The sequence below is a fragment of the Sulfitobacter sp. CB2047 genome (assembly GCF_000735125.2).
GTDB classification, from domain to species: domain Bacteria; phylum Pseudomonadota; class Alphaproteobacteria; order Rhodobacterales; family Rhodobacteraceae; genus Sulfitobacter; species Sulfitobacter pontiacus.
On record NZ_CP072613.1, the window covers coordinates 3,075,566 to 3,098,289 of the forward strand.

The following is a 22,724-nucleotide window of genomic DNA, read 5'->3' on the forward strand; positions in this document are numbered from 1 at the left end:
CTGGTCTGGCGAGGAAAGCCAGCCTAGGGACGCGGGCTGCCCCAGCTACCGGGAAGATCGCTACGGTTCAGGCGCGAGGGGGCTTTCACATGGGAAAGCAACCAGTTGGGCCCGGCCATCAACATGCTGAGCGTCGGGCTGCTGTTCACCTGCGCCTTGACCTTTTCGATCTGCATCACATTCTCGATCCGCCGATCAAGGAAGGCCCATGTCTCTGCGTGGCCCTCGCTCGTATCGCCCAGCCAGAACAGCACGGTCGAGGAATAGACCGCGCTCAGCGTGGCGCGTTTGGTGTACCAGTTCACGTCTTCGGACGTATCCCCCAAGGCAGTCCATATGGCATCCGCCGTCCCCCAGACCAGTTTGGCCCCCTCGGGCGCATATTGTGGCAGGGCAAACAGGGTTGTCCCACGACGTACCGCCTCTTTGTCCGTGGCGGCCTCAAGACGGAAGCGGACCATAGCGGCAACCTTGGCCGAGAATTTCATCTCGGTCATGTTTTCGGCCTTCATCCGATCGATCATCTGCTGATCGCCACGCTTGTGATAGGCGACGGCCAGGTCAACGGCACCGCGCGGACAGACAGCACGCGCGACGGTCGGGTCCATGCCGGTATCGCTGACCGCAGCCTTGAACGTCGCCTCTGACCAGCCGTCAAACGCGACATGCATCAGCGCGGCATCCAGCAGCTGTTCTTTCGGTGTCTGGGACGTGTTCGTCATAGCGGCCTCCTGAAGGGGTGATTGGCTTTGCTCTAGACAATATAGGTTTCGGTTGCTATATGGCCAGTTCCTGCAAATCCTTGCAACTTCAAACTAGAAAGGTGGTGAAAACCACATGCAGGTTAGTGTTCGCGATAACAACGTCGATCAAGCGCTGCGCGCCCTGAAGAAAAAACTTCAGCGCGAGGGTGTGTTTCGTGAAATGAAGCTTAAGCAGCATTTCGAGAAACCTTCCGAGAAAAAAGCACGCGAGAAAGCAGAAGCGATCCGCCGTAGCCGCAAACTGGCACGGAAGAAATTGCAGCGCGAAGGCATGATGTAAATCATCCAAGCGACGCATAAGAATACGAACCCCCGTTACCTTTCGGTGCCGGGGGTTTTCTTTTGTCTGCCGCTGCGCGCGTGGTGACGCATGGGTACAGTAGACAGGACCCGACCGCAGAGCGTATCGCAAAGCGGCCAGAGACAGGACAGACCATGACCCAGCCCACCTACCCCAGCGTTGCCCCGATCCACCGGCGGGCTGATCTGATCGTCCACCTTGTGGGGCTTGCGCTGATTCTGGGGGCTGGCGGTGCGTTGGTGATGAAATCGGCCACATCGCTGCAAACGGCGGTGACGGTCGCGGTGGTGGTCTATGTGCTTTGCGCGCTGGCATCAAACCTTGCATCCTGCGCCTACCACTTCGCGCCATGGCATGACGCGCGCAAACTCATGCGGCGGATTGATCATGCGGCGATCTATCCCAGTATCGCGGGCACGTTTACGCCGTTCTTCGTGCAGGCCGGCACGACATGGACGATCACGCTGCTTTGTGTGTCATGGGGGCTGGCGCTGGTGGCGATGTACAAAAAAATCACCGACCCGCAGGTTCAGGGCAAATGGTCCACCGCATCCTATCTGGGGCTGGGCGCCATTGGCCTTTGTGCACTGCCGGACCTGACAGGGGTGCCGCTGGCAACACTCTGGTGCATCATCGGCGGGGCATTTGCCTATGTGATCGGCGTCGGCTTTTATGTGCGCCGCGCCATGCGCTTTCGCTATGCGACGTGGCACGCTTGGGTCAATATCGGCGGCATCGCGATGTTCGCCGGCATCTGGATGGCGCTGTTTCCCTCCGCGATTTAACCGACTGGCAGCGCTGTGGTGTTGCACACCGTGCGCAGCGCAAAGCTGGATTGCATCTGCCCCACACCGGGCAACCGCGCCAAATGCTGGCGATGGATGCGGGCGAAATCCTCGGTATTTTCGGCCACGACCTTAAGCAGGTAATCCGCGGCCCCCGCCATCAGGTGGCATTCCAGCACATCGGGAATACGCGCAACCGCCTTTTCAAAGGCGTCCAGCACCTCGTCCGCTTGACCTTGTAGGGTGATCTCGACAAACACCGTCGTGGGGACACCCATCTTGCGCGGGTTCAGCAGGGCGACGTAATCGCGGATATACCCTTCGGCTTCCAGCCGCTGCACGCGCCGGTGACAGGCCGACGGCGAAAGATGTACCTTTTCCGACAGGTCAGAGTTCGACATCCGCCCGTTGCGTTGCAGGGCAGTAAGGATGCGGCGATCGATGTCGTCTAGACTCATGTGGCGCAATACTTTCGCGTGAAATGACCAATATGCAGCAGAGTATTCGAAGAGCAAGGGGGATAACGGCCCATAATCCGTGCCCAATTGCGTATCGAGGGGCGTACCGTAATTCAAATGCACCCTCAATAGGATGAACTCATGAAAATCGGTTGCCCCAAAGAAATCAAGCCACAGGAATTCCGCGTCGGCATGACCCCGAATGCCGCTTACGAGGCGGTGAATAAGGGACATGAGGTTGTTATCGAAGCAGGTGCCGGCATCGGCGCTGGTTTTGATGACGCCGCCTATACCGACGCAGGCGCGACGATCCTTGCCACCGCGCAAGAGGTCTTCGAGAGCGCCGACATGATCGTCAAGGTCAAGGAACCCCAAGCGGTCGAGCGCAAGATGCTGCGCGAAGGGCAGATCCTGTTCACCTATCTGCACCTCGCCCCCGATCCCGAACAGACCAAGGATCTTCTCGCCTCCGGTGCGACTTGTATCGCCTATGAAACCGTCACCGACCGCAATGGTGGCTTGCCGCTGCTTGCGCCAATGTCCGAAGTCGCCGGTCGTCTGGCCCCGCAGGTGGGCGCATGGACGCTGCAAAAAGCCAACGGCGGTCGCGGCGTGCTGATGGGCGGCGTCCCCGGCGTTGGTCCGGCGCGTGTGGTCGTGATCGGCGGCGGTGTTGTCGGCACCCACGCCGCACGCATTGCCGCTGGTATGGGCGCGGATGTCACCGTGCTTGACCGGTCCCTGCCCCGTCTGCGCTATCTGGATGACATCTATGGCGGCGTGTTCAACACCTCTTACGCCTCGGCGGGCAATACGATCGAACTGGCGCGCGAGGCTGATATGATCATCGGTGCCGTCCTGATCCCCGGGGCCGCCGCCCCCAAACTGATCAGCCGCGCGCAACTGTCCGAGCTCAAGCCCGGCGCGGCGCTGGTGGACGTGGCAATTGACCAAGGTGGCTGCTTTGAAACCTCGAAAGCGACCACCCACCAAGACCCCGTATACGACGTGGACGGCATCATGCACTACTGCGTTGCCAACATGCCCGGTGCCGTGGCGCGGACATCGACCATTGCGCTTGGCAACGCCACGATGCCATTCATGCTGGCACTCGCGGATAAAGGCTGGAAGCAAGCCTGCGCCGACGATCCCCACCTCAAGGCAGGTCTGAACGTGCACGCAGGTCAGCTGACCTACGCCGCCGTGGCCGAAGCGCTCGGGATGGAGGCGATCACCGCCGATCAGGCCATCGCCGGTTAATCACCCCCTACGCACCACGCAAAAGGCCCGCAGTGCACCTGCGGGCCTTTTCGTTTCACGCGGTTGAAACGCTTACTTCTTGGCAAGCTCATCGCGAATTTGCAGCAGCACGTCCAACTGGCTGGGGCCAGTCGCCACTTCGGGCGCGACATCATCGGGGCGTTCAGCCAGCGACTTCAGCCGGTTGACGGATTTCACCAGCATGAACACCACAAAAGCGATGATCAGGAAGTTGATGCAGGCCGTGATGAATGCGCCATAGGCAAAGATCGCCGCGCCGGTTTCGCGCGCCGCGTCCAGACCGGTACCCGCAGGCACATCCCCAGACAGCACCACATACATGCTGGTGAAATCAACGCCGCCAAGGACCAGACCGATCACAGGGTTGATCAGATCGCTGACCAGCGAGGTCACAATAGCCGTAAAGGCCGCGCCGATAATGATACCGACTGCCAGGTCCATAACATTGCCCTTGGCAATGAAATCCTTGAATTCTTGAATCATGTCTGTCCCTCGTATGATTGAAAGCCGTGTCTGCTACGTCGCACGACATACTGTGCATGCGTTAGCATAAGTTTTCCAAATAACGATGGATTTTTGTCGGATAAGCACGGTTTTCCCCCTTACAGAGGCGAAAACCGCGCAATCCGGTGCAACGCCTGCTTACTCTGGCAGGGTGCCCGTCAGCACATAGCGCAGGATTTGCACGACCTGCGCGGGCTCTTGGGCGACAGCCAAAGCTGCGGCGTCGACCTCTTTCAGCGCGTGCGCGTGGTCGGCCCCATGCAGAATCACCAGAGATTTCCCCAGAGCCGCCGCATAGCCTGCATCAAAAGCCGCGTTCCACTGTTTGTACTGATCGCCAAAACGCACGACCACGACATCCGCCTCTTCGATGCCCTTGCGGGTGCGGATCGCGTTCAGCTGTGCGCCCTTGCGGTCGTGCCAGAACTTGTTTTCCTCGACCCCTAGGATCGCCACACCGCAGTCGTCGCTGGCCGCGTGGTCGGTGACAGGGCCGGTGAACACAACATCCAACCCTGCCGCGCCATCGATGATCTGATCGCGCCAGTCGGTGTGGATTTCACCCGAGAGATATACATGCAGTGTCATACCGCCTCCGTTCGCTTTAGCCGCGCAGCACGCCGCCGCTGGCTTTGGTCACCTTGTCGATGACCTTGGCGCCAACCGCCTCGATATCCGCGTCTTTCAGCGTCTTGTCGCTTGGCTGCATCCGTACCGTGAGGGCGAGCGATTTTTTCCCCTCGCCCAAGGCACCGCCGATGAATTCGTCAAAGACGCGCACATCGTCGATCAGGGCCTTGTCCGCCCCCATCGCCGCATTGACCAAGGTCAGCGCGTCAACATCGGCATCCACTACAAAGGCAAAGTCACGTTCCACCGCTTGCAGCGCGCTGGTGTTCAGCGCGGGACGTGTGGCACCGGACTTGCGCGGCAAGGGCACCTCGGCTGGCCAGATGGTGAAGCCCATCGCGGGCCCTTTGACATCCAGTGCCGCCAGAACCCGCGGGTGAATTTCACCAAAGACGCCAAGCACTTTTTTCGGGCCAAGGCAGATCTGTCCGTGACGCCCGGGGTGGAACCAGTCAGCGCCATTGCGGTTGATCTGCACCTTGGCGGGGGCACCGATGGCGGACAGGACCGCCTCGATATCCGCCTTGACGTCGAACACATCGACCGGACGCGATGCGCCATGCACATCTTTGGGGCCGGTGCTGCCGGTCAGCAGGCCGCTGATCTGCAGATGCTGATCGCCGGGCTCGCCGCCGGTGAAGACGGGGCCGACCTCGAACAGCGCCATGTCAGGGAAGCCCCGCGCCAGATTGCGGGCCGCGGCCTGCAGCAAGGCGGGCAGCAGCGACGGACGCATATGGCTCATGTCATTGCTGATCGGGTTTTCCAGACGGGTGCCGTCGGTGCCGCCACCAAACAGCGCAGCAGACGCCTGATCGATAAAGCTGTAGGACACGCATTCGTTGTAGCCCAAGGCGGCACAGGCGCGACGCGCGATGGCCTCGCGGCGCTGCATCGGCGACAGGACGGGCTTGGGCACGCCGGTCGTCAGGCGCGGCAAGGGGCGCCCTTCAAGCTTGGTGAGTGACGCAATCCGCGCGACTTCCTCGACCAGATCGGCTTCGCCCTGCACATCGGGGCGCCAGCTTGGGACATGCGCCATGTCGCCTTCCAGACGGAAGCCAAGCGCCGTCAGCGTCTTGCGCTGCTCGCTTTCCGAGATGGTCATCCCCACCAGCGACTGCACGCGCGCCGCGTCCAGCTTGTAGGCGCGAGAATAGTCCGGCACCTTGCCCGCAACGACAACTTCGGACGCCTCACCGCCTGCGATGTCCAGGATCATCTGGGTCGCATGTTCGATGGCATATGGCGTCCATTCGGGGTCAATCCCCCGTTCAAAACGATAGCGCGCGTCCGAGTTGATCTTGAGCGCGCGGCCCGTGTAGGCGGTGCGCACCGGATCGAAATAGGCCGCTTCGACAAAGACATTCACCGTGTCCATGGAACAGCCGCTTTCCGCGCCGCCCATCACACCCGCGATGCTTTCGACCTTTTCGGCGTCCGAAATCAGGGTCATGCCTTCGCTGAAGGTATATTCCTTGTCGTCCAGCCCCATCAGGGTCTCGCCGCCCTTGGCGCGGTGGATGCGCAGGCTGTTGCCCGCGACCTTATCCGCGTCGAACACGTGCAAAGGACGGTTGCGGTCATAGGTGAAGAAGTTCGTCACATCGACGAGGAACGAGATCGGGCGCAGGCCAATGGCGCGCAGCTTGTCCTGCAACCATGCCGGCGACGGGCCATTTTTGACGCCGCGGATCACACGACCGTAGAAAACCGGACATTGGTCCAGCGTGTCTTCGTCGATCGAAACAGAGATCGGGCACGGGAACTGCCCCTCGACCGCGGGCACATCGCGCTGTTTCAGCGTGCCCAGACCACGGGCCGCCAGATCACGCGCAATCCCGCGCACACCCAAGGCATCGGGTCGGTTGGGGGTGATCGCGATCTCGATCACGGGGTCGACCTTGGCGGGGTCGTTTTCCGCCAGCCAGTCGATGAAACGGTCGCCGACATTGCCCGAGGGCAGCTCAATGATACCGTCATGTTCCTCAGATAGTTCAAGCTCGCGCTCTGACGCCATCATGCCAAAGCTTTCGACGCCACGGATCTTGCCAACGCCGATGGTGGTATCAATGCCCGGCACATAGACGCCCGGTTTCGCCACCACCACGGTGATGCCCTGACGCGCGTTCGGGGCACCGCAGATGATCTGCTGGACGCCTTCGTCGGTATCCACCTGACAGATCTGCAAACGATCTGCGTCGGGGTGCTTTTCTGCCGATTGCACATAGCCCAGCGTAAAATCCGCCAGCTTCGCGCCACGGTCTTCGACGCCTTCGACCTCGAGCCCCAGATCGGTTAGCGCATAGGTGATTTCATCAATCGACGCGGTGGTGTCGAGATGTTCCTTCAGCCAGGACAGTGTGAATTTCATGGCGGTGATCCTCATGCAATGCTTGCGCTAGGGCGTAGCGTTTAATCGGCGCGGTTTCAATCCGGTGCGGCTGCGTTTTGCGCCTAGCCCGGTGTTTTGGGCATCAACCCGTCCAGCTGGTAGCCAAGCCACCCGGTCGGGATGAAATGTCCGCCGGTATGGATGTCCAGCGTCACGCTGCGGTCGCCGGCGCAATTGTCCCAAGCGAAATGCGCGAACTCTACCCCCGGGGCGAGGGTCAGTGCGCCGTCCAGCCGGCCCTTGCCGCAGCGGAACGCCTTGCGCCACAGGGCGACGACATTGGTGGTGTCATGCTCAGGCCCGCGCGGCAGGCTCATCCACAGGTCGTTGAGCCCATGCACATGGCGGACCTGACGCGGCGGGTTGGCGCAGGTGCTGGCCTGTTTGATCGTGCCCGACATGGTCATCAGCCCCGCGATCCGGTCGCCGCGCGCGCAGGCATAGCGCCACGCCATCGCCGCCCCGAAACTGAACCCCGAGATATAGATCTGGCTTTGATCCACCGGATAGCGTTTCGCCACATCCGCCAGCACCGCATCGGCAAAGGCGATATCCGCAGTGTCATCCTGCCAGAACCGCCACGCCCGATGCTGCGCCGACGGGGCCACCAGCATCACGCCACGGGGCTTTGTCTCGGACCCGATACGCGGATGATGGATCACCGTGCGCCCGCGCCGCAGAAAAGCGTGAAAATGCATCATGACAGGCAGGGGCGTCACGCCGTCCCAATCGTCGGGCATCAGGATGTTGTAGCTGCGGTTGCCGACAGGGCAGACGGTATCCCCGCCGCAGGGCGGGAGGGCTTGGGCGGCGGCGGGGGAGGTGAGGAGGAGGAAACTACAATAAAAGGCGAATATGAAAAAGATATTTATGTTAAATCGTCGTCGATATTGCCTGACCATGTAGGATTTAATCCACATCAAGTTTAGTAAAAAACAATAGCAAATAGAGTTTGCGCGACAAAAGCTATCCCGAGAATGAATAGCGCAACCGCTAACCAGTTGAACAAGTTTGGGAAACGCCTAACAGTCCAAAATTCAACCTCTGAAGCCAGACATTCAGCACACTTTACTGAATTGATCCAGGCAGAGCGTTGGTTGATATAGAGGCAGTCAATAACGACTAGTTCGTTTGGCGCTATTTGAGGAATTCTAATTAGACAATTACCTTTTTCAACTATCCTGATCTCAGATTCCCGGGGCTGGAATATCGAAATATCATTTGGAGTTGAGCTGAGTACAAACTCAACCCCGGTCGCGGTTTTCTTACCGACGTTTTGCAGAAAGAACTTTTCTACATATATTTCATTCGCATTCGATTGAGCGGCATCTTGATCATGGGGGGTAAAGATTACATTTCGCGAATTGTTTGCTCGCCCATAAATAAGCTTCACCTTCGACCTGAACATATAGACGATAAAGGTCGCAGCCAAAGTAAACCCCAAGCCGACGACATTCGTGTGGATTTCAGAAAACAGCGCCCAAAGCCCTTCGAAACTGGTCACCGGCTCAAACCACCATGCAGCGTCGGCTGGTCCAAGCTTGCAAACCCGTAATGGCGCAACCAACGCAGGTCTGAATCAAAGAACGCCCGCAAATCAGGAATGCCGTATTTCAGCATCGCGATACGGTCGATGCCCATGCCAAAGGCAAAGCCCTGCCATTCGTTCGGGTCGATCCCGCCCGCTTGCAGCACCTTCGGGTGGACCATGCCGGAGCCCAGCACCTCCATCCAGCCGTCGCCTTCGCCGATGCGCAGCTGCCCGTCGACCCAGGAACACTGGATGTCGACCTCTGCCGACGGCTCGGTGAAGGGGAAATGCGAGGCGCGGAAGCGGGTCTTGATGCCCTCGACCTCGAAAAACGCGCTAAAGAATTCCTCCAGCGTCCATTTCAGGTTCGCCATAGAGATGTCTTTGTCGATCGCCAGACCTTCGACCTGATGGAACATCGGCGTGTGGGTCTGGTCATAGTCGGCACGGTAGACGCCGCCGGGGCAGATGATGCGCAGGGGCGCGCCTTCGGCCTCCATCGTGCGGATCTGCACGGGGCTGGTGTGGGTGCGCAGCACGTGGGGCGGACGGTCGTCGCCCTCGGTACGGGCCATATAGAACGTGTCCATCTCGGCGCGTGCGGGGTGGTGGCCGGGGATGTTCAGCGCGTCGAAGTTATACCAATCAGTGTCGATGCGCGGCCCTTCGGCGACTGAAAACCCCAGCTCGGCGAAGATCGCGGTCACTTCCTCGGTCACCTGGCTGACGGGGTGGATCGTGCCCTGACGCGTCGCGCGCGTGGGCAATGTCACATCCAGCCATTCGCTGCGCAGACGTTCATCAAGGGCCGCATCCCCAAGTGCTGCTTTCTTCGCGGCAATGGCGGAGTTGATCTCGTCCTTGAGCGCGTTCAGCGCGGGGCCGACTGTCTGGCGTTCTTCGGGCGTCATACGGCCCAGCTCGCGCATCTTCAGGGCGACTTCACCCTTTTTACCCACGGCGGCCAGACGGATGTCCTCCAACGCGGCTTCGTCGGCGGCACCAGCGATCTGGCCCAGATATTTCGCTTTCAGGTCGTCCATATCGGCCTCATGTCTTTTGCTCGGGCTGGTGCTAGCAGAATTGGCCCCGAATACAAGCGGCAGGGCCATTTGAAGCGGGTCTTGTGATGCTGAAACCGCGGGCACATAGTGGCGCAAACCATCAAGGGGGTGCCGCGCGTGGCAGAGATTTTACAACCCGACGGCAACCCGTCCCTGCCCCGACCTGTCACACGGCCCTGGCTGGCGCTGCTTGGCCTGACGCTGGGGGTGACGGTCACCAACGGGTTCGCGCGCTTTGCCTACGGGCTGATCCTGCCCGCGATGAAGACCGAGCTGGACTGGACCTATGCGCAAGCGGGCTGGCTGAACACGGCGAATGCCATCGGCTATATCATCGGCGCAGTGCTGACGCTGCTGCTGATCGGGCGCATCGCGCCTGCGCGGTTGTTCGGGTTCGGCATGGTGACCACGACGCTGACGCTGCTGGCGACGGGGTACGAGGCGACGATGGGCTGGCAGACCTTCTGGCGGATCGCGGCGGGGGTGTTCGGGGCGATGTCCTTTTCCACCGCAGGGGTGCTGACCGCGCGACTGTTTCCGGGCGACGCGCGCCGCAATGCGCTGGCGATCGCGATCCTGTTCGGCGCGGGCGGCGGTATCGGGATCATGCTGGCAGGCGCGTCCCTGCCCCTGATGATAGAGTTCTGGGGCACCGGATCATGGCGCTATGGCTGGTATATCATCGGCGCGATCAGCGTCGCCTGCCTGCCCCTGTCCCTATGGGCCGCGGCGCGTCTGTCGGTGCCTGCACAGCGCAACACGGCGGCCGGCGGCATCAAGCTGCACCTGATCTGGAGAGAGCTTGCAGGCTACGTCGGTTTTGCCATGGGATACATCGTCTATCTGACGTTCCTGTCGGCGTGGATGACGGATCAACAGGCACCGGCGCTGCTGATCTCGGCGGTGTGGATCATCATGGGGGTGGCGCTGATCGCCTCGCCCTTCGTCTGGCGCGGGGTATTGGCGCGGCACGCTTCGGGCAAGCCCCTGGCGATGATCCTGACCGGCATCGCAATCGGATCGGCGCTGCCGCTCGTCCTGCCTGCGGGTGGGGCCGTGGTGATTTCAGCCGTGGTTTTCGGGCTTTGCGTCTTCATGGCCCCCGGCGCGATCACCAGCTTTATCCGCCAGAACCTGCCTGCCGAAAGCTGGGCCGCCGCGATGAGCCTGTTCACCGTGGTCTTTGCCATCGCGCAGACCGCAGGCCCCTTCGCCGCCGGTGCCTTGGGCGACCTGACGGGCAATATCGGGTCCAGCCTCTTGGCCGCCGCTGCGATCCTGCTGACCGGGGCCGCTGTGGTGTCGTTTCAAAAACCGCTGCCGCAACAAGACCCCGGCTGATCACCGCACAAACGAAAAACGCCGCCCCGATGTCAGGGCGGCGTTCTAAAACTTGGGGTCGGCAAAGGGCGCTTACGCGGCCAGTGCGTCTTGTGCTTGCTTCACGATGGCACCGAATGCTTCGGGCTCGTTGATGGCCAGGTCGGACAGAACCTTCCGGTCCACTTCGATACCAGCCAGGGACAGACCATTGATGAAGCGGCTGTATGTCAGTGCTTCGTCGTGGCTGCGCACAGCGGCGTTGATCCGCTGGATCCACAATGCGCGGAAGTTCCGCTTGCGGTTCTTACGGTCGCGCGTGGCGTATTGGTTGGCTTTGTCGACCGCCTGACGGGCGACCTTAAAGGTGTTCTTGCGGCGGCCATAGTAACCTTTGGCTGCTTTGATTACCTTTTTGTGACGGGCGTGGGTAACGACACCACCTTTTGTACGGGACATATCGGCTCTCCTATCTTAGCGGTCGTAGGGCATGAAGCCCTTGATGATCTTGGCGTCGGGTGCAGACAAAGCTGTTGTCCCACGCGCGTCACGGATGAATTTTTTCGTCCGTTTGATCATACCATGCTGTTTGCCAGCCTGACCGCCGATGACCTTGCCGGTCGCCGAGATCTTAAAGCGCTTCTTGGCGCTCGATTTCGTCTTCATCTTGGGCATTTCCGTCTCCTTAACTTGAGTTCGGTAAGTGCGCGACTCGGCATGCCACGAAGGCCGGACGCGCGGAACGAAGCTGGCGTATAGGAGGGACAGGGGCCCAAAGCAAGGGCAAAAGCGCGAAACGCCTGCGCTTACCAGAACTTGTAGCGCGCAATCACATGCAAAACGGCGTCTGGCACGTCTTCCAACGCATAGCCGCCCGGATGGGTGTTGATGGCATAGACGATCATCCCGCCCGCGATCAGCACAGTCAACGCCGACGCGCGCGGCGCACGTCCATCAGAGAAGGCCGACACGACAGAGGGGATAGAAAGCACAGCAAGGGCAAGACCAATCACCAAAATCAGATCAGTATCCATTATTCCTGCCCTTGCTCGATATATTCTTGTTACCTGACCAGAGGTTATTCCGGATCGGTATTAAAAATCAATCGTTCGTCGCAGGGTGCGACGCGCAGGATATTTGTGCTGCCCTCGACGTTGAAAGGCACGCCTGCGGTGACAACGATCATATCCTCCGGCCCGGCATAGCCTTCGTCACGGGCAACGCGTGCAGCGCTGACCACAGCCATCTTGAAGCGTTCCAGCGTGCCGGTCTGAACGCAATTTACGCCCCAGGTGAGCGCCAGACGGCGCGCGGTCTTGACCAGGGGTGACAACGCGATGATCGGCACCCGCGGGCGTTCACGTGCGGTCAACAGCGCCGTGGTCCCGCTTTGGGTAAAGCAACAGATCGCCTTGATATTCGCGGTTTCGGCAATCTCGCGTGCGGCGGCAACGATACCGTCCGCCACGGTCATGCGGTCCACCTTGCGCGACGATTCGATAATCTGGGTGTAGGTCGGATCCTGCTCTACCTCGGTGGCCACGTTATCCATCGTGCGCACCGCCTCGACCGGATAGGCACCGGCCGCGGATTCCGCCGACAACATCACCGCATCGGCCCCTTCATAAATGGCAGTCGCGACATCTGATACCTCGGCCCGGGTGGGGATCGGGCTTTCGATCATCGATTCCAGCATCTGCGTCGCCACGATCACCGGCTTTGCCGCCGCACGGCATTTGCGCACCAGTCGTTTCTGGATCGGCGGTACGTTCTGCACCGGCAGCTCAACCCCCAGATCCCCACGCGCGACCATGATACCGTCGCTCACCGCCAGGATGTCCTCGAACCGGTCCACGGCCGAAGGCTTTTCGATCTTGCTCAGCAATGCGGCACGGCCCTTGGCCAGTTCGCGCGCCTCGGTCACATCTTCGGGACGCTGCACAAAGCTCAGCGCCAGCCAGTCGACCCCCAGCTCGCACACGAATTCCAGATCGGCGCGGTCTTTTTCCGACAGGGCGGCCAGCGGCAGCACCACATCCGGCACGTTCACGCCTTTGCGGTTAGAGATCACGCCGCCGATCATCACTTCGCACTCCGCGAAATCGGGGCCGCATTCCTTGACCTTCAGACGGATCTTGCCGTCATTGACCAACAGCGATGCGCCCGGTTCAAGCGCCTGGAAAATCTCGGGGTGCGGCAGGCTCACGCGGCGGGCATTGCCCTCTGCCTCGTCCAGATCCAGCCGGAAGGACGCGCCCTCGACCAGCAATTCGCTGTCCCCCGAAAAGACGCCCACACGCAGCTTTGGCCCCTGAAGATCCGCGAGAATACCGATCGTGGATCCCGTTTCCTCTTCGATCTGGCGGATGATCTGGTGCTTGATCCGGATTTCGTCATGGCTGCCGTGGCTCATGTTCAACCGGAACACATCCGCGCCCGCGTGAAACAGTGCCGATATCGTCTCGTGCGTGTCCGAGGCCGGACCCAAGGTGGCAACTACTTTGACATTCCGCGTGCGTTTCATACTGGTGACGTCCCTTTTCATCTGCGGGCTTTGGCAGCCCCTGCGCTCATTGCCACGGGTCTAACACGCGCAGCGGTCAGAGTGGATAGTAAATAAGTTAGCGTTAACATGTGTTAGCGTTAACACTTAGCGAAGATCGCCTGCCCCGTCTATGCCCACCACAGTATGACAGCACGATGACAGCGGGCAGCGGAAGGCAGCGCCTCATTCACGGCCCGCCGCCTTGAACCCGCACCGGCCAACCCATAGCTTGGCCCCACCCCACACGCAGGAGAGCATAATGCCCACACAACAGGAAATCGAACTTCAGGCTGCGGCGTTTCGCCGGCTGCAACAGCACCTGATGCAAGACCGCACGGACGTGCAGAACATCGACATGATGAACCTGGCCGGATTTTGCCGCAACTGCCTGTCGCGCTGGTATCAAGAAGCCGCAAACGAGCGCGGGATCGACATGGGCAAGGAAGAAGCGCGCGAGCTGTTCTACGGCATGACCATGGACGCATGGAAAGCCAACTATCAGACCGACGCCAAGGACGCGCAGAAAGAGGCGTTCAAGGTCGCCTTCGAACAGAACGTCGGCGAAAAGGGCTGACCGCGCGCAGCCAGCCCCTTGGCAAGGCGGGTTAGACCGCCGCCTTGCGCATCTCGTCCAGATAGATCTCGCGCAGACGCGGCGCGACCTTGCCCGGTGTTCCATCGCCCAAGGCCACGCCGTCGATCTCGACCACGGGCATGACAAAGGCGCTGGCGGAGGTGGTAAACGCCTCATCCGCCTGCTGCGCTTCGTGGATGGTAAAGTTACGCTCTTCCACCACCATCTGCGCCTCTTTGGCGAAACGCAGAACCGCAGCGCGGGTGATGCCGTGCAAAATCTCGTTGCTCAGGGCGCGGGTGATGATCTTGTTGCCCATCACGATATAGGCGTTGTTGCTGGTGCCTTCGGTGACAAAGCCGTCCTCGACCATCCAGGCATCATCGCAGCCCGCTTTCTTGGCCATCATCTTGCCCATCGACGGATACAGCAGCTGCACCGTCTTGATATCGCGACGGCCCCAGCGGATGTCTTCGATGCTGATGATCTTGGCACCTTTCTTGGCGGCGGGGCTGTCGGCCAGACCGGGTTTGGACTGGGTAAACAAGACAATCGTCGGCTCTGTCGTCTCGGGATCGGGGAAGGCAAAGTCGCGGTCCCCGTCCGACCCGCGGGTGATCTGCAAATAGATCAGCCCCTCGTCGATCTCGTTCACGCGCACCAGTTCGCGGTGGACCTCCAGCAGGTCCTCCTTCGAGATCGGGTTGCGCATCTGTAGCTCGTTCAACGACCGGCTGAGCCGGATGGCATGGCCGTCAAAGTCGATCAGCTTGCCGTCCAGCACGCTGGTGACCTCATAGACCCCGTCCGCCATCAGAAACCCGCGATCAAAGATCGAAACCTTGGCTTCGGTCTCGGGCAGGTATTCACCGTTCACATATACAGTCCGCATGTCTTATCCCCAAAGCTTGGCCGCAGGCGGATGCACCCCGGCGGCGTCAAATGTCAAAGCGTTGTCGCGGTCTTCGGCCAGAAGCAGCGGGCCGTCAAGGTCCACGATCTTTGCCCCCTGCGCCACCAGCACCGCCGGCGCCATCGCGAGCGACGACCCGACCATGCACCCCACCATGACCTCATAGCCCTGCGCGACAGCGGCATCGCGCAGCGCCAGCGCCTCTGTCAGACCACCGGTCTTGTCCAGCTTGATGTTGACCACATCGTATTTGCCCTTCAGCGCAGCAAGGCTCGCACGGTCATGACAGCTTTCATCAGCACAGACCGGCACGGGCCGCTCCATCCCGACGAGCGCATCGTCATCCCCTGCGGGCAAAGGCTGTTCAACCAATGACACACCCAGCCGCACCAGATGCGGGGCAAGATCGGCGTATACCGCGGCCGACCAGCCCTCATTCGCGTCGATAATGATCTGCGCATCAGGCGCACCGGCGCGCACAGCCTCAAGGCGAGGCATATCATCCGGCGTGCCCAGCTTGATCTTCAACAGCGGGCGATGCGCATGCAAGGCCGCCTGTTCGCGCATCTTTTCGGGTTTATCCAACGACAGGGTAAAGGCCGTGATCTCGGGCCCCGGTCGCACCAGCCCCGCCAGTTCCCACACAGGTTTACCCGCCTGCTTGGCTTGCAGATCCCACAGGGCACAATCCACTGCATTGCGCGCGGCACCGGCGGGCAGCAGGTCATATAGCGCATCACGCGTCAGCGGCCCGCGCAGCGCTTCGATCTCTGCCGTGACCGACTCCAGCGTCTCGCCATAACGGGCATAGGGCACACATTCGCCCCACCCCGTCACACCGCCATCGGTGATCCGCACCGTGAGCACCTGCGCCTCGGTCCGCGATCCACGCGAAATGGTAAAGACCTGCGCCAGCCGAAAGACATCTCGGCTTACCTCAATACGCATATCCGCTCCTTCATTTTGCCACTTAAACTCTCCCCGAAGGGCCGATCAGACGGCTGCCAAAGCCTCCGCCAATCTCGCGGCACCTTGGCGGAACGGGTCCACGGCTGGCAAGCCCAAGCGTTGTTCGACCTCGGCCAGATAGGCGTCTGCCTCTGCCTCCGACAGATGCTGGGTGTTGATCGAGATACCGACCACCTGACAGCCTGCGTTGGCAACCTTTGCCAGCGTCAGTGCAACATCGCGCACTTCTTCCAAAGTGGGCAGCGTGTAGTCAGGCAGACCGCGCATGGTCTTGCGGGTCGGCTCGTGGCACAGGATCAACGCATCGGGTTGGCCGCCGTGGATCAGCGCCATGGTGACGCCGGAATAGGACACGTGGAACAGGCTGCCCTGCCCTTCGATGATATCCCAGTGATCATCTTCATTGTCGGGGGTCAGATACTCGATCGAGCCGGCCATGAAATCCGCGATCACGGCGTCCAAAGGCACGCCTTCGCCGGTGATCAGGATACCGGTCTGGCCCGTCGCGCGGAAGCTGCTTTTCAGCCCCTTCTCTTTCATCGCCGCGTCCAGCGCCAGCGCGGTATACATCTTGCCGACCGAACAATCGGTGCCGACCGCCAGCACGCGCTTGCCGCTGCGTTTGACGCCATTCGCAATCGGGTACTGCACCGACGGGATACGCACATCATGCAAGCTGCGCCCGTGTTTCTCGGCGGCGGCCACGAGCTCTGGCTCGTTGCGCAGCAGGTTATGCAAGCCGGATGCCAGATCGAAACCGGCCTCCAGCGCGTCGACCAGCACGGCGCGCCATGTGGCGCTGATGGTGCCCCCGCGGTTGGCGACGCCAATCACCAAGGTCTGCGCGCCTGCCTCTTTCGCTTGCGCAAGCGTCATATCGGTCAGACCCAGATCCGCCTTGCACCCGTCCAGCCGCAGCTGACCGACGGCATTTTCAGGACGCCAGTCCTTGATGCCCTGCGCCACTTTAACCGCAAGGTGATCCGGCGCGTCGCCCAGAAAAAGAAGATAAGGTGTTTTGATCATGATCACATGCTCCTGCAATTTGGCTTTGGCTCAGTTTCGCAGCCTTTCGGCGCGATAAGGTTGCAAATGAGTGGTAGGCGCAAGAGATGGCGCAGAAATTTTGCGAGTATCTGCCGATGCGAGCAAGAACTGTGCACAGAATTTCAGCCGCCGATGCTGCAGGTGCGAGATCACCCTTGCAGGGCGCAGCGCAATTTAATACCACCCAAGGCAAGCAAGTCGTAACTTTATTACTCAAGGATTCCGCATATGAGCTTTCGCATCCAGCCTACAGCACCTGCACGTCCCAACCGCTGCCAATTGTTCGGCCCCGGTTCGCGCCCGGCAATCTTCGAAAAAATGGCAAGCTCTGACGCCGATGTGATCAACCTTGATCTGGAAGACAGCGTTGCCCCCACAGACAAGGACAGTGCCCGCGCGAATATCATCAAGGCGATCAGCGATGTAGACTGGGGCGACAAAACACTGTCCGTGCGGATCAACGGGCTGGATACACCTTACTGGTACCGCGATGTCGTCGACCTGCTGGAGCAGGCGGGCGAGCGTCTGGATCAGATCATGATCCCCAAGGTCGGCTGCGCCGCTGACGTATATACTGTCGACGCGCTGGTTACGGCGATCGAAACCGCGAAGGGCCGCACCAAGAAAATCTCGTTCGAGGTGATTATCGAATCGGCCGCAGGCATCGCCCACGTCGAAGAGATCGCCGCCGCCAGCCCGCGCCTGCAAGCGATGAGCCTTGGTGCCGCCGACTTTGCCGCCTCGATGGGGATGCAGACGACCGGCATCGGTGGCACGCAAGAAAACTATTACATGCTGCGCGACGGGGCAAAGCATTGGTCCGATCCGTGGCATTGGGCGCAGACCGCCATTGTCGCCGCCTGCCGGACCCACGGCGTGCTGCCGGTCGACGGTCCATTCGGTGATTTCTCGGACGACGAAGGCTACCGCGCGCAGGCGCGCCGGTCGGCGACCCTGGGCATGGTCGGCAAATGGGCCATCCACCCCAAGCAGATCGCCGTCGCGAACGAGGTGTTCACCCCCTCCGACGAGGCCGTCGCCGAAGCGCGCGAGATTCTGGCCGCGATGGAAACAGCCAAGGCCAACGGCGAGGGTGCGACCGTCTACAAGGGCCGTTTGGTCGATATCGCCAGCATCAAACAGGCCGAAGTCATCGTGCGACAGTCCGAGATGATCGCCTCGCGCTAACCCCGCGATACTGAACAGCGGCGCGAGGCGACCCTCGCGCCGCGCCATCTCCCCCGCTGCAAAGCGGGCTTGGCATGCCCCGCGGCTTGGGGCATCAAGGCAGCATGACCATCGATGTCCTCTCTGCGCTCGCGCTTTTCGCGCTGATCACCTCTATCACGCCGGGGCCGAACAACCTGATGCTGATGGCATCGGGCGCGAACTTCGGCTTTGCGCGCACGGTCCCGCATATGATGGGCATCACCCTTGGTTTTATGGTCATGTTGCTGCTGGTGGGCTTTGGCCTGATCCGCGTGTTTGACGCCTTTCCCGTCATCTATTCGGTGCTCAAGATCCTGAGCCTGATCTATCTGATCTACCTTGCCTATAAGATCGCCACCGCCGCCCCGGTGCAAAGCGCAGACCCGAACGCCAAACCGCTGAGCTTTCTGCAAGCGGCGGGGTTTCAATGGGTCAACCCCAAGGCCTGGGCCTTCGGGCTGAGCATCATCACGATCTACGTGCCCTCTGCCGGCATATTGCCGCTGGTGATCACGGCGCTTGTCGTGGCGGTGATGGCGCTGCCGTCGGTCACCCTTTGGACCCTTCTTGGCGGGCAGATGGCCCGTTTTCTAACCAATCCCCGGCGTTTGCGGGTGTTTAACGTGACCATGGCCGCGCTGCTTGTGGCGTCGCTGCTGCCCGCCCTTTGGCCGGCCAGCTGACAGGTCACGTTGCAAAGACCGCAAATCAACGCCATATAGCCCTGAACAAAGCGCGGAGCAGGTGATGACACAGTATCTGGATTTCGAAAAACCACTGGCCGAAGTGGAAGGCAAAGCGGAAGAGCTGCGCGCTCTGGCGCGGTCCTCCGAAGGGATGGACGTGAGCGCCGAAGCCAAAACGCTGGACGAAAAAGCCCACCAAATGCTTGACGATCTGTACAAGTCGTTGACGCCGTGGCGCAAATGTCAGGTGGCACGTCACCCCGACCGGCCCCATTGCAAAGACTATATCGAGGCCCTTTTTACCGAATACACCCCGCTGGCGGGGGACCGGAATTTTGCCGATGATCTTGCAGTCATGGGCGGTCTGGCACGGTTCAACGACACGCCTGTCGTCGTGATCGGCCACGAAAAGGGCAACGACACCAAATCCCGTATCGAACGCAATTTCGGCATGGCCCGTCCCGAAGGCTACCGCAAAGCCGTGCGCCTCATGGAGCTGGCCGACAAGTTCGGGCTGCCCGTGATCACGCTGGTAGACACCCCCGGTGCCTACCCCGGTAAAGGCGCGGAAGAGCGTGGCCAATCCGAAGCCATCGCCCGCGCGACCGAGAAATGCCTGCAGATCGGTGTGCCGCTCGTTTCTGTCATCATCGGTGAAGGTGGGTCAGGCGGGGCGGTTGCCTTTGCCACGGCGAACCGCGTCGCCATGCTGGAACATTCCGTCTATTCCGTGATCTCGCCCGAGGGCTGCGCATCGATCCTGTGGAAAGATGCCGAGAAAATGCGCGAGGCCGCCGAAGCGCTGCGCCTGACCGCGCAAGATCTGAAACAGCTGGGCGTCAACGACCGCATCATCCCCGAACCCCGTGGCGGCGCGCACCGGGATCGGAAAGAGGCAATTGCATCGGTGCGCAAGGCGATTGCCGCGATGCTGGATGACCTGTCAGGCAAAGACCCGAAGGCGCTGGTGGCAGATCGCCGCAAGAAATTCCTCGACCTCGGGGCCAAGGGGCTGGCGGCGTAATCTACGCCGCCCGCTGGCGCATCACGTCGCCAGCATCCGCAGACCTTGGGTGACGTCGGTACGCACTGCCAGCCGCAGACCGGGTTCGTCGCCCGCGCGCAGCGCCGCGATAATCAGCTTGTGAAAATGCGGCGGCTCTGTCCGTCTGAGCCGCCCATAAAGCGCCCGCATCGTCGGGCCCATCTGCAGCCAGACCGTTTCCGCCATCGCCAGCATCGCAGGGGCCTGCGCCCGCAGGTACAGCGTGCGATGAAACTCCAGATTGGTGCGAATATAGCTCACCGCGTCACGGTGGATCACCGCATCCGAGATGGCATTGTTGATCGCCTGCATCCGGTCGATCAGCGCAAGGTGGGCCCGTGGCAGGGCGCGGCTCGCAAGCTCCACCTCGATCAGGGCACGCAGGGCGGCCAGTTCCTCGATCCGTTCGTTGCTCAGCTCCGGCGTCGATATCCGGCCAGAGGCCGACATGGTCAACGCCCCTTCCGCCGCCAGCCGCCGCACGGCCTCGCGGGCGGGGGTCATCGACACCTCGTATTCCTTGCCGATTCCCCGCAGGGTCAGCGCCTGCCCCGGGGCCAGATCGCCGTGCATGATGCGGGTCCGCAACTGCCGATAGACACGGTCATGGGCCAAAGGATGCGCATCAAGGGGGCGAGGGTTCAGGTTCATATCGCCGTTGTGATCACGAATCGCCGCTGCGTCAATGTCGCAAACGCGGGCGAGACCTATGTCTGCGCAGTAAACTTGAACCGGTGCAGGTCGCTGCCGTGGGTGCGCAGCCAGCCACGCGCCTCTTGATAGGGTCCGTAAATCCGTTCGACCTCGGCCCAGAAGGCGGGCGAATGGTTCATCTGCGCCAGATGCGCGACCTCGTGGGCGGCGACGTAATCCAGCACATCGGGCGGCGTCAGGATCAAGCGCCACGAAAACATCAGCCCCCCGTCCGAGGTGCAAGACCCCCACCGCGACCGCGTATCCCGCAAGGTTAGCTTGCTGTACGGCCGCCCCAGCAGCGCACTATAATCGTCGCAGGCCCCAGTCAGCCGGTCCCGCGCGAGCTCTTTCAAATGCGCGGCGAGCCGGGTCGGCACACGCGCCGCCGGACCGGGCACGGAAATCGTATCGGTCCCCAGCACCACCCGTCTGCCCTGACCGGCCTCAACCCGCAGCATCCGACCGCCCAAGGGAAACTCTGCCCCGATGCCCACCAGAACATCAGCGCCACGCGCTTCCAGATGTTGGCGAATCCACGCCTCTTTCTCGCGGGCAAAGGCGATTCCCTCTGCCTCTTTCAAGCGCTTCGGCATGGTAAGCGTCACCCGCCCATCCAGCTGCGATATCCGCAATGATATCCGCCGCGCCCGCGCAGAGCGGCGCAGGATCAGCGGGATAGGCGGGTTTCCGGGCAGGACAGGATCAGGCATTTCAGGGTTCCGGGTCGCGATGGGGTGGCGATTGCCTTTGACAGTGCCTATCTCATATGGCACTTGGCCTGAATCATCTATACGCAACAACACTTTCAAAAAGGGGACTTCGATGCCCAATGAAGAATGGGGAACCAAGCGCCTGTGCCCCACAACGGGCAAGCGGTTCTACGACCTGAACAAAGATCCGATCATCAGCCCTTACTCCGGCGAAGTGGTCGAGGTGGATAACTCCAAATCCCGCATGATCGCAGCAGACGCCGAAGATGCCGTCACCGCCAAAGCCAAGAAGGGCGATGTGGATGATGACGAGACATTGGTAGATGACGACGATGTAGATGTGGATCTGGACGACGACATCCTGGACGATGACGACGACGATGATGATACCGTTCCACTCGAAGAAATCGCCGACGTTGCATCCGACGACGAAGATTGATTGAATTTTGCGAGGGCGGGATAGATTTTCCTCTTGATCCCGCCTTCGCGACCGCCTATTCAGCGGCGCATCGGCCTTGAATGGTTGATACACTTCCCGGATCTCTGATCCACGATGGGGCCTTAGCTCAGCTGGGAGAGCGCCTGCATGGCATGCAGGAGGTCAGCGGTTCGATCCCGCTAGGCTCCACCAAATCCCCCCCTACATTCCAGCATACACGTCACGCACCACGCGGGGCTGACTGACGCGCGCCCGCGAGGCGGGCACTCTGAGTCAGCGGTTCGATCCCGCTAGGCTCCACCAAACACCACCCTACATTCCAGCATAGACGTCGCGCACCACGCGAGGCTGACTGACGCGCGTCCGCGAAGCGGACACTCTGAGTCAGCGGTTCGATCCCGCTAGGCTCCACCAAATCCCCCCCTACATTCCAGCATACACGTCGCGCACCACGCGAGGCTGACTGACGCGCGTCAGCGAAGCGGACACTCTGAGTCAGCGGTTCGATCCCACTAGGCTCCACCAAACCTTCACCGAACATTCCAGCATATATGGCACCCACCACGCGGGGCTGACTGACGCGCGTCAGCGTTTTCGACGCATCGCAAGCCGACCTACATATACAAAGCCCGCGGTCACACTGACGGCGGCGAAGACCCATCCGAACGCCACGAGCAGCTTGTGCCGGATCGGGTGCTAGTTGCGGAAATAGGCCCATGTGTCGGTGTAGGGGATGCTTTCGACCCAGTGCTGCACCGCAAGGAATGCGATGGTCCCGAGACAAAGCACGCCTGAGACGCAAAACACCCATATGACCGCTCGGTCCGTCACCTTTCCCATTGCGCACCCTGCCCCTTG

The 22,724-nt window shown here is 61.0% G+C and carries 27 protein-coding genes and 1 tRNA gene; 10 read left to right on the forward strand and 18 right to left on the reverse strand.

Annotated elements, in window-relative coordinates; all coding sequences use genetic code 11:
* Positions 1-23: 23 nt before the first annotated feature.
* Positions 24-722: a COQ9 family protein gene (locus IV89_RS15120; RefSeq protein ID WP_009825932.1), complete on the reverse strand. Its 699-nt coding sequence runs from the start codon at positions 720-722 to the stop codon at positions 24-26.
* A 115-nt stretch (positions 723-837) separates the two neighbouring features.
* Here IV89_RS15120 and rpsU point away from each other — a divergent pair, with 115 nt between their 5' ends.
* Positions 838-1,044 (forward strand): 30S ribosomal protein S21, encoded by a 207-nt coding sequence (gene rpsU / locus IV89_RS15125; protein WP_005851231.1) that lies wholly within the window; start codon positions 838-840, stop codon positions 1,042-1,044.
* Between the two features lie 155 nt (positions 1,045-1,199).
* Positions 1,200-1,850, forward strand: coding sequence for a hemolysin III family protein (locus tag IV89_RS15130; protein WP_009825931.1), 651 nt, complete (start codon positions 1,200-1,202; stop codon positions 1,848-1,850).
* On the opposite strand, the gene IV89_RS15135 is transcribed toward IV89_RS15130, so the two are convergent.
* Positions 1,847-2,308: an Lrp/AsnC family transcriptional regulator gene (locus IV89_RS15135; RefSeq protein ID WP_005851227.1), complete on the reverse strand. Its 462-nt coding sequence runs from the start codon at positions 2,306-2,308 to the stop codon at positions 1,847-1,849. The genes IV89_RS15130 and IV89_RS15135 overlap by 4 nt on opposite strands.
* A gap of 141 nt (positions 2,309-2,449) precedes the next feature.
* On the opposite strand from IV89_RS15135, the gene ald reads away from it, so the two are divergent.
* A complete protein-coding gene (gene ald / locus IV89_RS15140; RefSeq protein WP_037943102.1) occupies positions 2,450-3,568 on the forward strand; it encodes an alanine dehydrogenase in 1,119 nt (372 codons plus the stop codon).
* A gap of 72 nt (positions 3,569-3,640) precedes the next feature.
* Here the strand turns inward: ald and mscL are convergent, their stop codons facing one another.
* From mscL to pheS, 6 genes are all read right to left on the reverse strand, one after another.
* Positions 3,641-4,072 carry a large conductance mechanosensitive channel protein MscL gene (gene mscL, locus IV89_RS15145; RefSeq protein ID WP_005851224.1) on the reverse strand — a complete coding sequence of 144 codons (432 nt, stop codon included), beginning with the start codon at positions 4,070-4,072 and terminating at the stop codon, positions 3,641-3,643.
* Between the two features lie 159 nt (positions 4,073-4,231).
* Positions 4,232-4,681 carry a YtoQ family protein gene (locus IV89_RS15150; protein ID WP_037943100.1) on the reverse strand — a complete coding sequence of 150 codons (450 nt, stop codon included), beginning with the start codon at positions 4,679-4,681 and terminating at the stop codon, positions 4,232-4,234.
* 16 nt (positions 4,682-4,697) lie between these two features.
* The gene (gene pheT, locus IV89_RS15155; protein ID WP_037943099.1) at positions 4,698-7,097 is read right to left on the reverse strand and encodes a phenylalanine--tRNA ligase subunit beta; all 2,400 of its coding nucleotides are present in this window, start codon (positions 7,095-7,097) and stop codon (positions 4,698-4,700) included.
* An 83-nt stretch (positions 7,098-7,180) separates the two neighbouring features.
* Positions 7,181-7,858 carry a polyhydroxybutyrate depolymerase gene (locus IV89_RS15160; RefSeq protein ID WP_235183746.1) on the reverse strand — a complete coding sequence of 226 codons (678 nt, stop codon included), beginning with the start codon at positions 7,856-7,858 and terminating at the stop codon, positions 7,181-7,183.
* A gap of 185 nt (positions 7,859-8,043) precedes the next feature.
* Positions 8,044-8,622, reverse strand: a complete 579-nt coding sequence (locus tag IV89_RS15165; RefSeq protein ID WP_037943097.1) for a hypothetical protein — start codon at positions 8,620-8,622, stop codon at positions 8,044-8,046.
* On the reverse strand, positions 8,619-9,692 hold the full coding sequence (gene pheS / locus IV89_RS15170) for a phenylalanine--tRNA ligase subunit alpha (protein ID WP_037944891.1): 1,074 nt from the start codon (positions 9,690-9,692) through the stop codon (positions 8,619-8,621). Before pheS ends, IV89_RS15165 begins: the two co-directional genes overlap by 4 nt.
* Before the next feature lie 138 nt (positions 9,693-9,830).
* On the opposite strand from pheS, the gene IV89_RS15175 reads away from it, so the two are divergent.
* Positions 9,831-11,054, forward strand: coding sequence for a YbfB/YjiJ family MFS transporter (locus IV89_RS15175; RefSeq protein WP_235183745.1), 1,224 nt, complete (start codon positions 9,831-9,833; stop codon positions 11,052-11,054).
* A gap of 72 nt (positions 11,055-11,126) precedes the next feature.
* Here IV89_RS15175 and rplT read toward each other — a convergent pair whose 3' ends face one another.
* The 4 genes from rplT to pyk all read right to left on the reverse strand — a co-directional run bounded on the left by rplT (position 11,127) and on the right by pyk (position 13,557).
* Positions 11,127-11,492, reverse strand: coding sequence for a 50S ribosomal protein L20 (gene rplT, locus IV89_RS15180; protein WP_005851211.1), 366 nt, complete (start codon positions 11,490-11,492; stop codon positions 11,127-11,129).
* A gap of 15 nt (positions 11,493-11,507) precedes the next feature.
* Complete coding sequence (rpmI, locus tag IV89_RS15185) at positions 11,508-11,708, reverse strand: 50S ribosomal protein L35 (RefSeq protein WP_005851209.1); 201 nt, start codon at positions 11,706-11,708, stop codon at positions 11,508-11,510.
* Positions 11,709-11,839: 131 nt separating this feature from the next.
* Positions 11,840-12,067, reverse strand: coding sequence for a hypothetical protein (locus tag IV89_RS15190; RefSeq protein WP_005851207.1), 228 nt, complete (start codon positions 12,065-12,067; stop codon positions 11,840-11,842).
* A 44-nt stretch (positions 12,068-12,111) separates the two neighbouring features.
* A complete protein-coding gene (pyk, locus tag IV89_RS15195; protein WP_037943093.1) occupies positions 12,112-13,557 on the reverse strand; it encodes a pyruvate kinase in 1,446 nt (481 codons plus the stop codon).
* Positions 13,558-13,837: 280 nt separating this feature from the next.
* Here pyk and IV89_RS15200 point away from each other — a divergent pair, with 280 nt between their 5' ends.
* Positions 13,838-14,152 (forward strand): DUF1244 domain-containing protein, encoded by a 315-nt coding sequence (locus tag IV89_RS15200; protein ID WP_009825922.1) that lies wholly within the window; start codon positions 13,838-13,840, stop codon positions 14,150-14,152.
* Between the two features lie 31 nt (positions 14,153-14,183).
* Here IV89_RS15200 and IV89_RS15205 read toward each other — a convergent pair whose 3' ends face one another.
* From IV89_RS15205 to dgcN, 3 genes are read right to left on the reverse strand one after another with little or no spacing between them, the layout of a single operon-like run.
* The gene (locus IV89_RS15205) at positions 14,184-15,044 is read right to left on the reverse strand and encodes a D-amino-acid transaminase (protein ID WP_005851201.1); all 861 of its coding nucleotides are present in this window, start codon (positions 15,042-15,044) and stop codon (positions 14,184-14,186) included.
* 3 nt (positions 15,045-15,047) lie between these two features.
* A complete protein-coding gene (dgcA, locus tag IV89_RS15210; protein ID WP_037943090.1) occupies positions 15,048-16,013 on the reverse strand; it encodes an N-acetyl-D-Glu racemase DgcA in 966 nt (321 codons plus the stop codon).
* 45 nt (positions 16,014-16,058) lie between these two features.
* Complete coding sequence (dgcN, locus tag IV89_RS15215; protein ID WP_037943088.1) at positions 16,059-17,060, reverse strand: N-acetyltransferase DgcN; 1,002 nt, start codon at positions 17,058-17,060, stop codon at positions 16,059-16,061.
* 249 nt (positions 17,061-17,309) lie between these two features.
* Here dgcN and IV89_RS15220 point away from each other — a divergent pair, with 249 nt between their 5' ends.
* The 3 genes from IV89_RS15220 (at position 17,310) to IV89_RS15230 (ending at position 20,000) form a co-directional block, all read left to right on the forward strand.
* On the forward strand, positions 17,310-18,269 hold the full coding sequence (locus IV89_RS15220) for an L-malyl-CoA/beta-methylmalyl-CoA lyase (protein ID WP_037943086.1): 960 nt from the start codon (positions 17,310-17,312) through the stop codon (positions 18,267-18,269).
* A gap of 74 nt (positions 18,270-18,343) precedes the next feature.
* A complete protein-coding gene (locus IV89_RS15225) occupies positions 18,344-18,973 on the forward strand; it encodes a LysE family translocator (RefSeq protein WP_037943085.1) in 630 nt (209 codons plus the stop codon).
* A 64-nt stretch (positions 18,974-19,037) separates the two neighbouring features.
* Positions 19,038-20,000 (forward strand): acetyl-CoA carboxylase carboxyltransferase subunit alpha, encoded by a 963-nt coding sequence (locus IV89_RS15230; protein ID WP_005851191.1) that lies wholly within the window; start codon positions 19,038-19,040, stop codon positions 19,998-20,000.
* A 21-nt stretch (positions 20,001-20,021) separates the two neighbouring features.
* On the opposite strand, the gene IV89_RS15235 is transcribed toward IV89_RS15230, so the two are convergent.
* Both IV89_RS15235 and IV89_RS15240 read right to left on the reverse strand, forming a co-directional pair.
* A complete protein-coding gene (locus tag IV89_RS15235; RefSeq protein ID WP_005851189.1) occupies positions 20,022-20,672 on the reverse strand; it encodes a GntR family transcriptional regulator in 651 nt (216 codons plus the stop codon).
* A gap of 56 nt (positions 20,673-20,728) precedes the next feature.
* Entirely contained in the window at positions 20,729-21,427 is a 699-nt protein-coding gene (locus IV89_RS15240; protein ID WP_037943083.1) for a SprT family zinc-dependent metalloprotease, read from the reverse strand.
* Positions 21,428-21,539: 112 nt separating this feature from the next.
* Between IV89_RS15240 and IV89_RS15245 the strand changes: the two genes are divergently transcribed.
* Positions 21,540-21,866, forward strand: a complete 327-nt coding sequence (locus IV89_RS15245; RefSeq protein WP_005851186.1) for a TIGR02300 family protein — start codon at positions 21,540-21,542, stop codon at positions 21,864-21,866.
* A 116-nt stretch (positions 21,867-21,982) separates the two neighbouring features.
* Positions 21,983-22,058 (forward strand) — tRNA-Ala (locus IV89_RS15250).
* Between the two features lie 504 nt (positions 22,059-22,562).
* On the opposite strand, the gene IV89_RS15255 is transcribed toward IV89_RS15250, so the two are convergent.
* Positions 22,563-22,706, reverse strand: coding sequence for a hypothetical protein (locus IV89_RS15255; RefSeq protein WP_235183744.1), 144 nt, complete (start codon positions 22,704-22,706; stop codon positions 22,563-22,565).
* Between the last annotated feature and the right edge of the window lie 18 nt (positions 22,707-22,724).

Coding starts and splice junctions, on each gene's coding strand:
- ald (WP_037943102.1), top strand. CDS start 2,450: ATGAAAATCGGTTGCCCCAAAGAAATCAAGCCACAGGAATTCCGCGTC.
- IV89_RS15200 (WP_009825922.1), top strand. CDS start 13,838: ATGCCCACACAACAGGAAATCGAACTTCAGGCTGCGGCGTTTCGCCGG.
- IV89_RS15235 (WP_005851189.1), bottom strand. CDS start 20,672: ATGAACCTGAACCCTCGCCCCCTTGATGCGCATCCTTTGGCCCATGAC.
- pheT (WP_037943099.1), bottom strand. CDS start 7,097: ATGAAATTCACACTGTCCTGGCTGAAGGAACATCTCGACACCACCGCG.
- rpsU (WP_005851231.1), top strand. CDS start 838: ATGCAGGTTAGTGTTCGCGATAACAACGTCGATCAAGCGCTGCGCGCC.
- dgcA (WP_037943090.1), bottom strand. CDS start 16,013: ATGCGTATTGAGGTAAGCCGAGATGTCTTTCGGCTGGCGCAGGTCTTT.
- pyk (WP_037943093.1), bottom strand. CDS start 13,557: ATGAAACGCACGCGGAATGTCAAAGTAGTTGCCACCTTGGGTCCGGCC.
- IV89_RS15230 (WP_005851191.1), top strand. CDS start 19,038: ATGACACAGTATCTGGATTTCGAAAAACCACTGGCCGAAGTGGAAGGC.
- IV89_RS15190 (WP_005851207.1), bottom strand. CDS start 12,067: ATGGATACTGATCTGATTTTGGTGATTGGTCTTGCCCTTGCTGTGCTT.
- IV89_RS15150 (WP_037943100.1), bottom strand. CDS start 4,681: ATGACACTGCATGTATATCTCTCGGGTGAAATCCACACCGACTGGCGC.
- rplT (WP_005851211.1), bottom strand. CDS start 11,492: ATGTCCCGTACAAAAGGTGGTGTCGTTACCCACGCCCGTCACAAAAAG.
- IV89_RS15255 (WP_235183744.1), bottom strand. CDS start 22,706: ATGGGAAAGGTGACGGACCGAGCGGTCATATGGGTGTTTTGCGTCTCA.
- IV89_RS15225 (WP_037943085.1), top strand. CDS start 18,344: ATGCCCCGCGGCTTGGGGCATCAAGGCAGCATGACCATCGATGTCCTC.
- IV89_RS15205 (WP_005851201.1), bottom strand. CDS start 15,044: ATGCGGACTGTATATGTGAACGGTGAATACCTGCCCGAGACCGAAGCC.
- IV89_RS15245 (WP_005851186.1), top strand. CDS start 21,540: ATGCCCAATGAAGAATGGGGAACCAAGCGCCTGTGCCCCACAACGGGC.
- dgcN (WP_037943088.1), bottom strand. CDS start 17,060: ATGATCAAAACACCTTATCTTCTTTTTCTGGGCGACGCGCCGGATCAC.
- IV89_RS15120 (WP_009825932.1), bottom strand. CDS start 722: ATGACGAACACGTCCCAGACACCGAAAGAACAGCTGCTGGATGCCGCG.
- pheS (WP_037944891.1), bottom strand. CDS start 9,692: ATGGACGACCTGAAAGCGAAATATCTGGGCCAGATCGCTGGTGCCGCC.
- IV89_RS15130 (WP_009825931.1), top strand. CDS start 1,200: ATGACCCAGCCCACCTACCCCAGCGTTGCCCCGATCCACCGGCGGGCT.
- IV89_RS15220 (WP_037943086.1), top strand. CDS start 17,310: ATGAGCTTTCGCATCCAGCCTACAGCACCTGCACGTCCCAACCGCTGC.
- mscL (WP_005851224.1), bottom strand. CDS start 4,072: ATGATTCAAGAATTCAAGGATTTCATTGCCAAGGGCAATGTTATGGAC.
- rpmI (WP_005851209.1), bottom strand. CDS start 11,708: ATGCCCAAGATGAAGACGAAATCGAGCGCCAAGAAGCGCTTTAAGATC.
- IV89_RS15160 (WP_235183746.1), bottom strand. CDS start 7,858: ATGCCCGACGATTGGGACGGCGTGACGCCCCTGCCTGTCATGATGCAT.
- IV89_RS15240 (WP_037943083.1), bottom strand. CDS start 21,427: ATGCCTGATCCTGTCCTGCCCGGAAACCCGCCTATCCCGCTGATCCTG.
- IV89_RS15135 (WP_005851227.1), bottom strand. CDS start 2,308: ATGAGTCTAGACGACATCGATCGCCGCATCCTTACTGCCCTGCAACGC.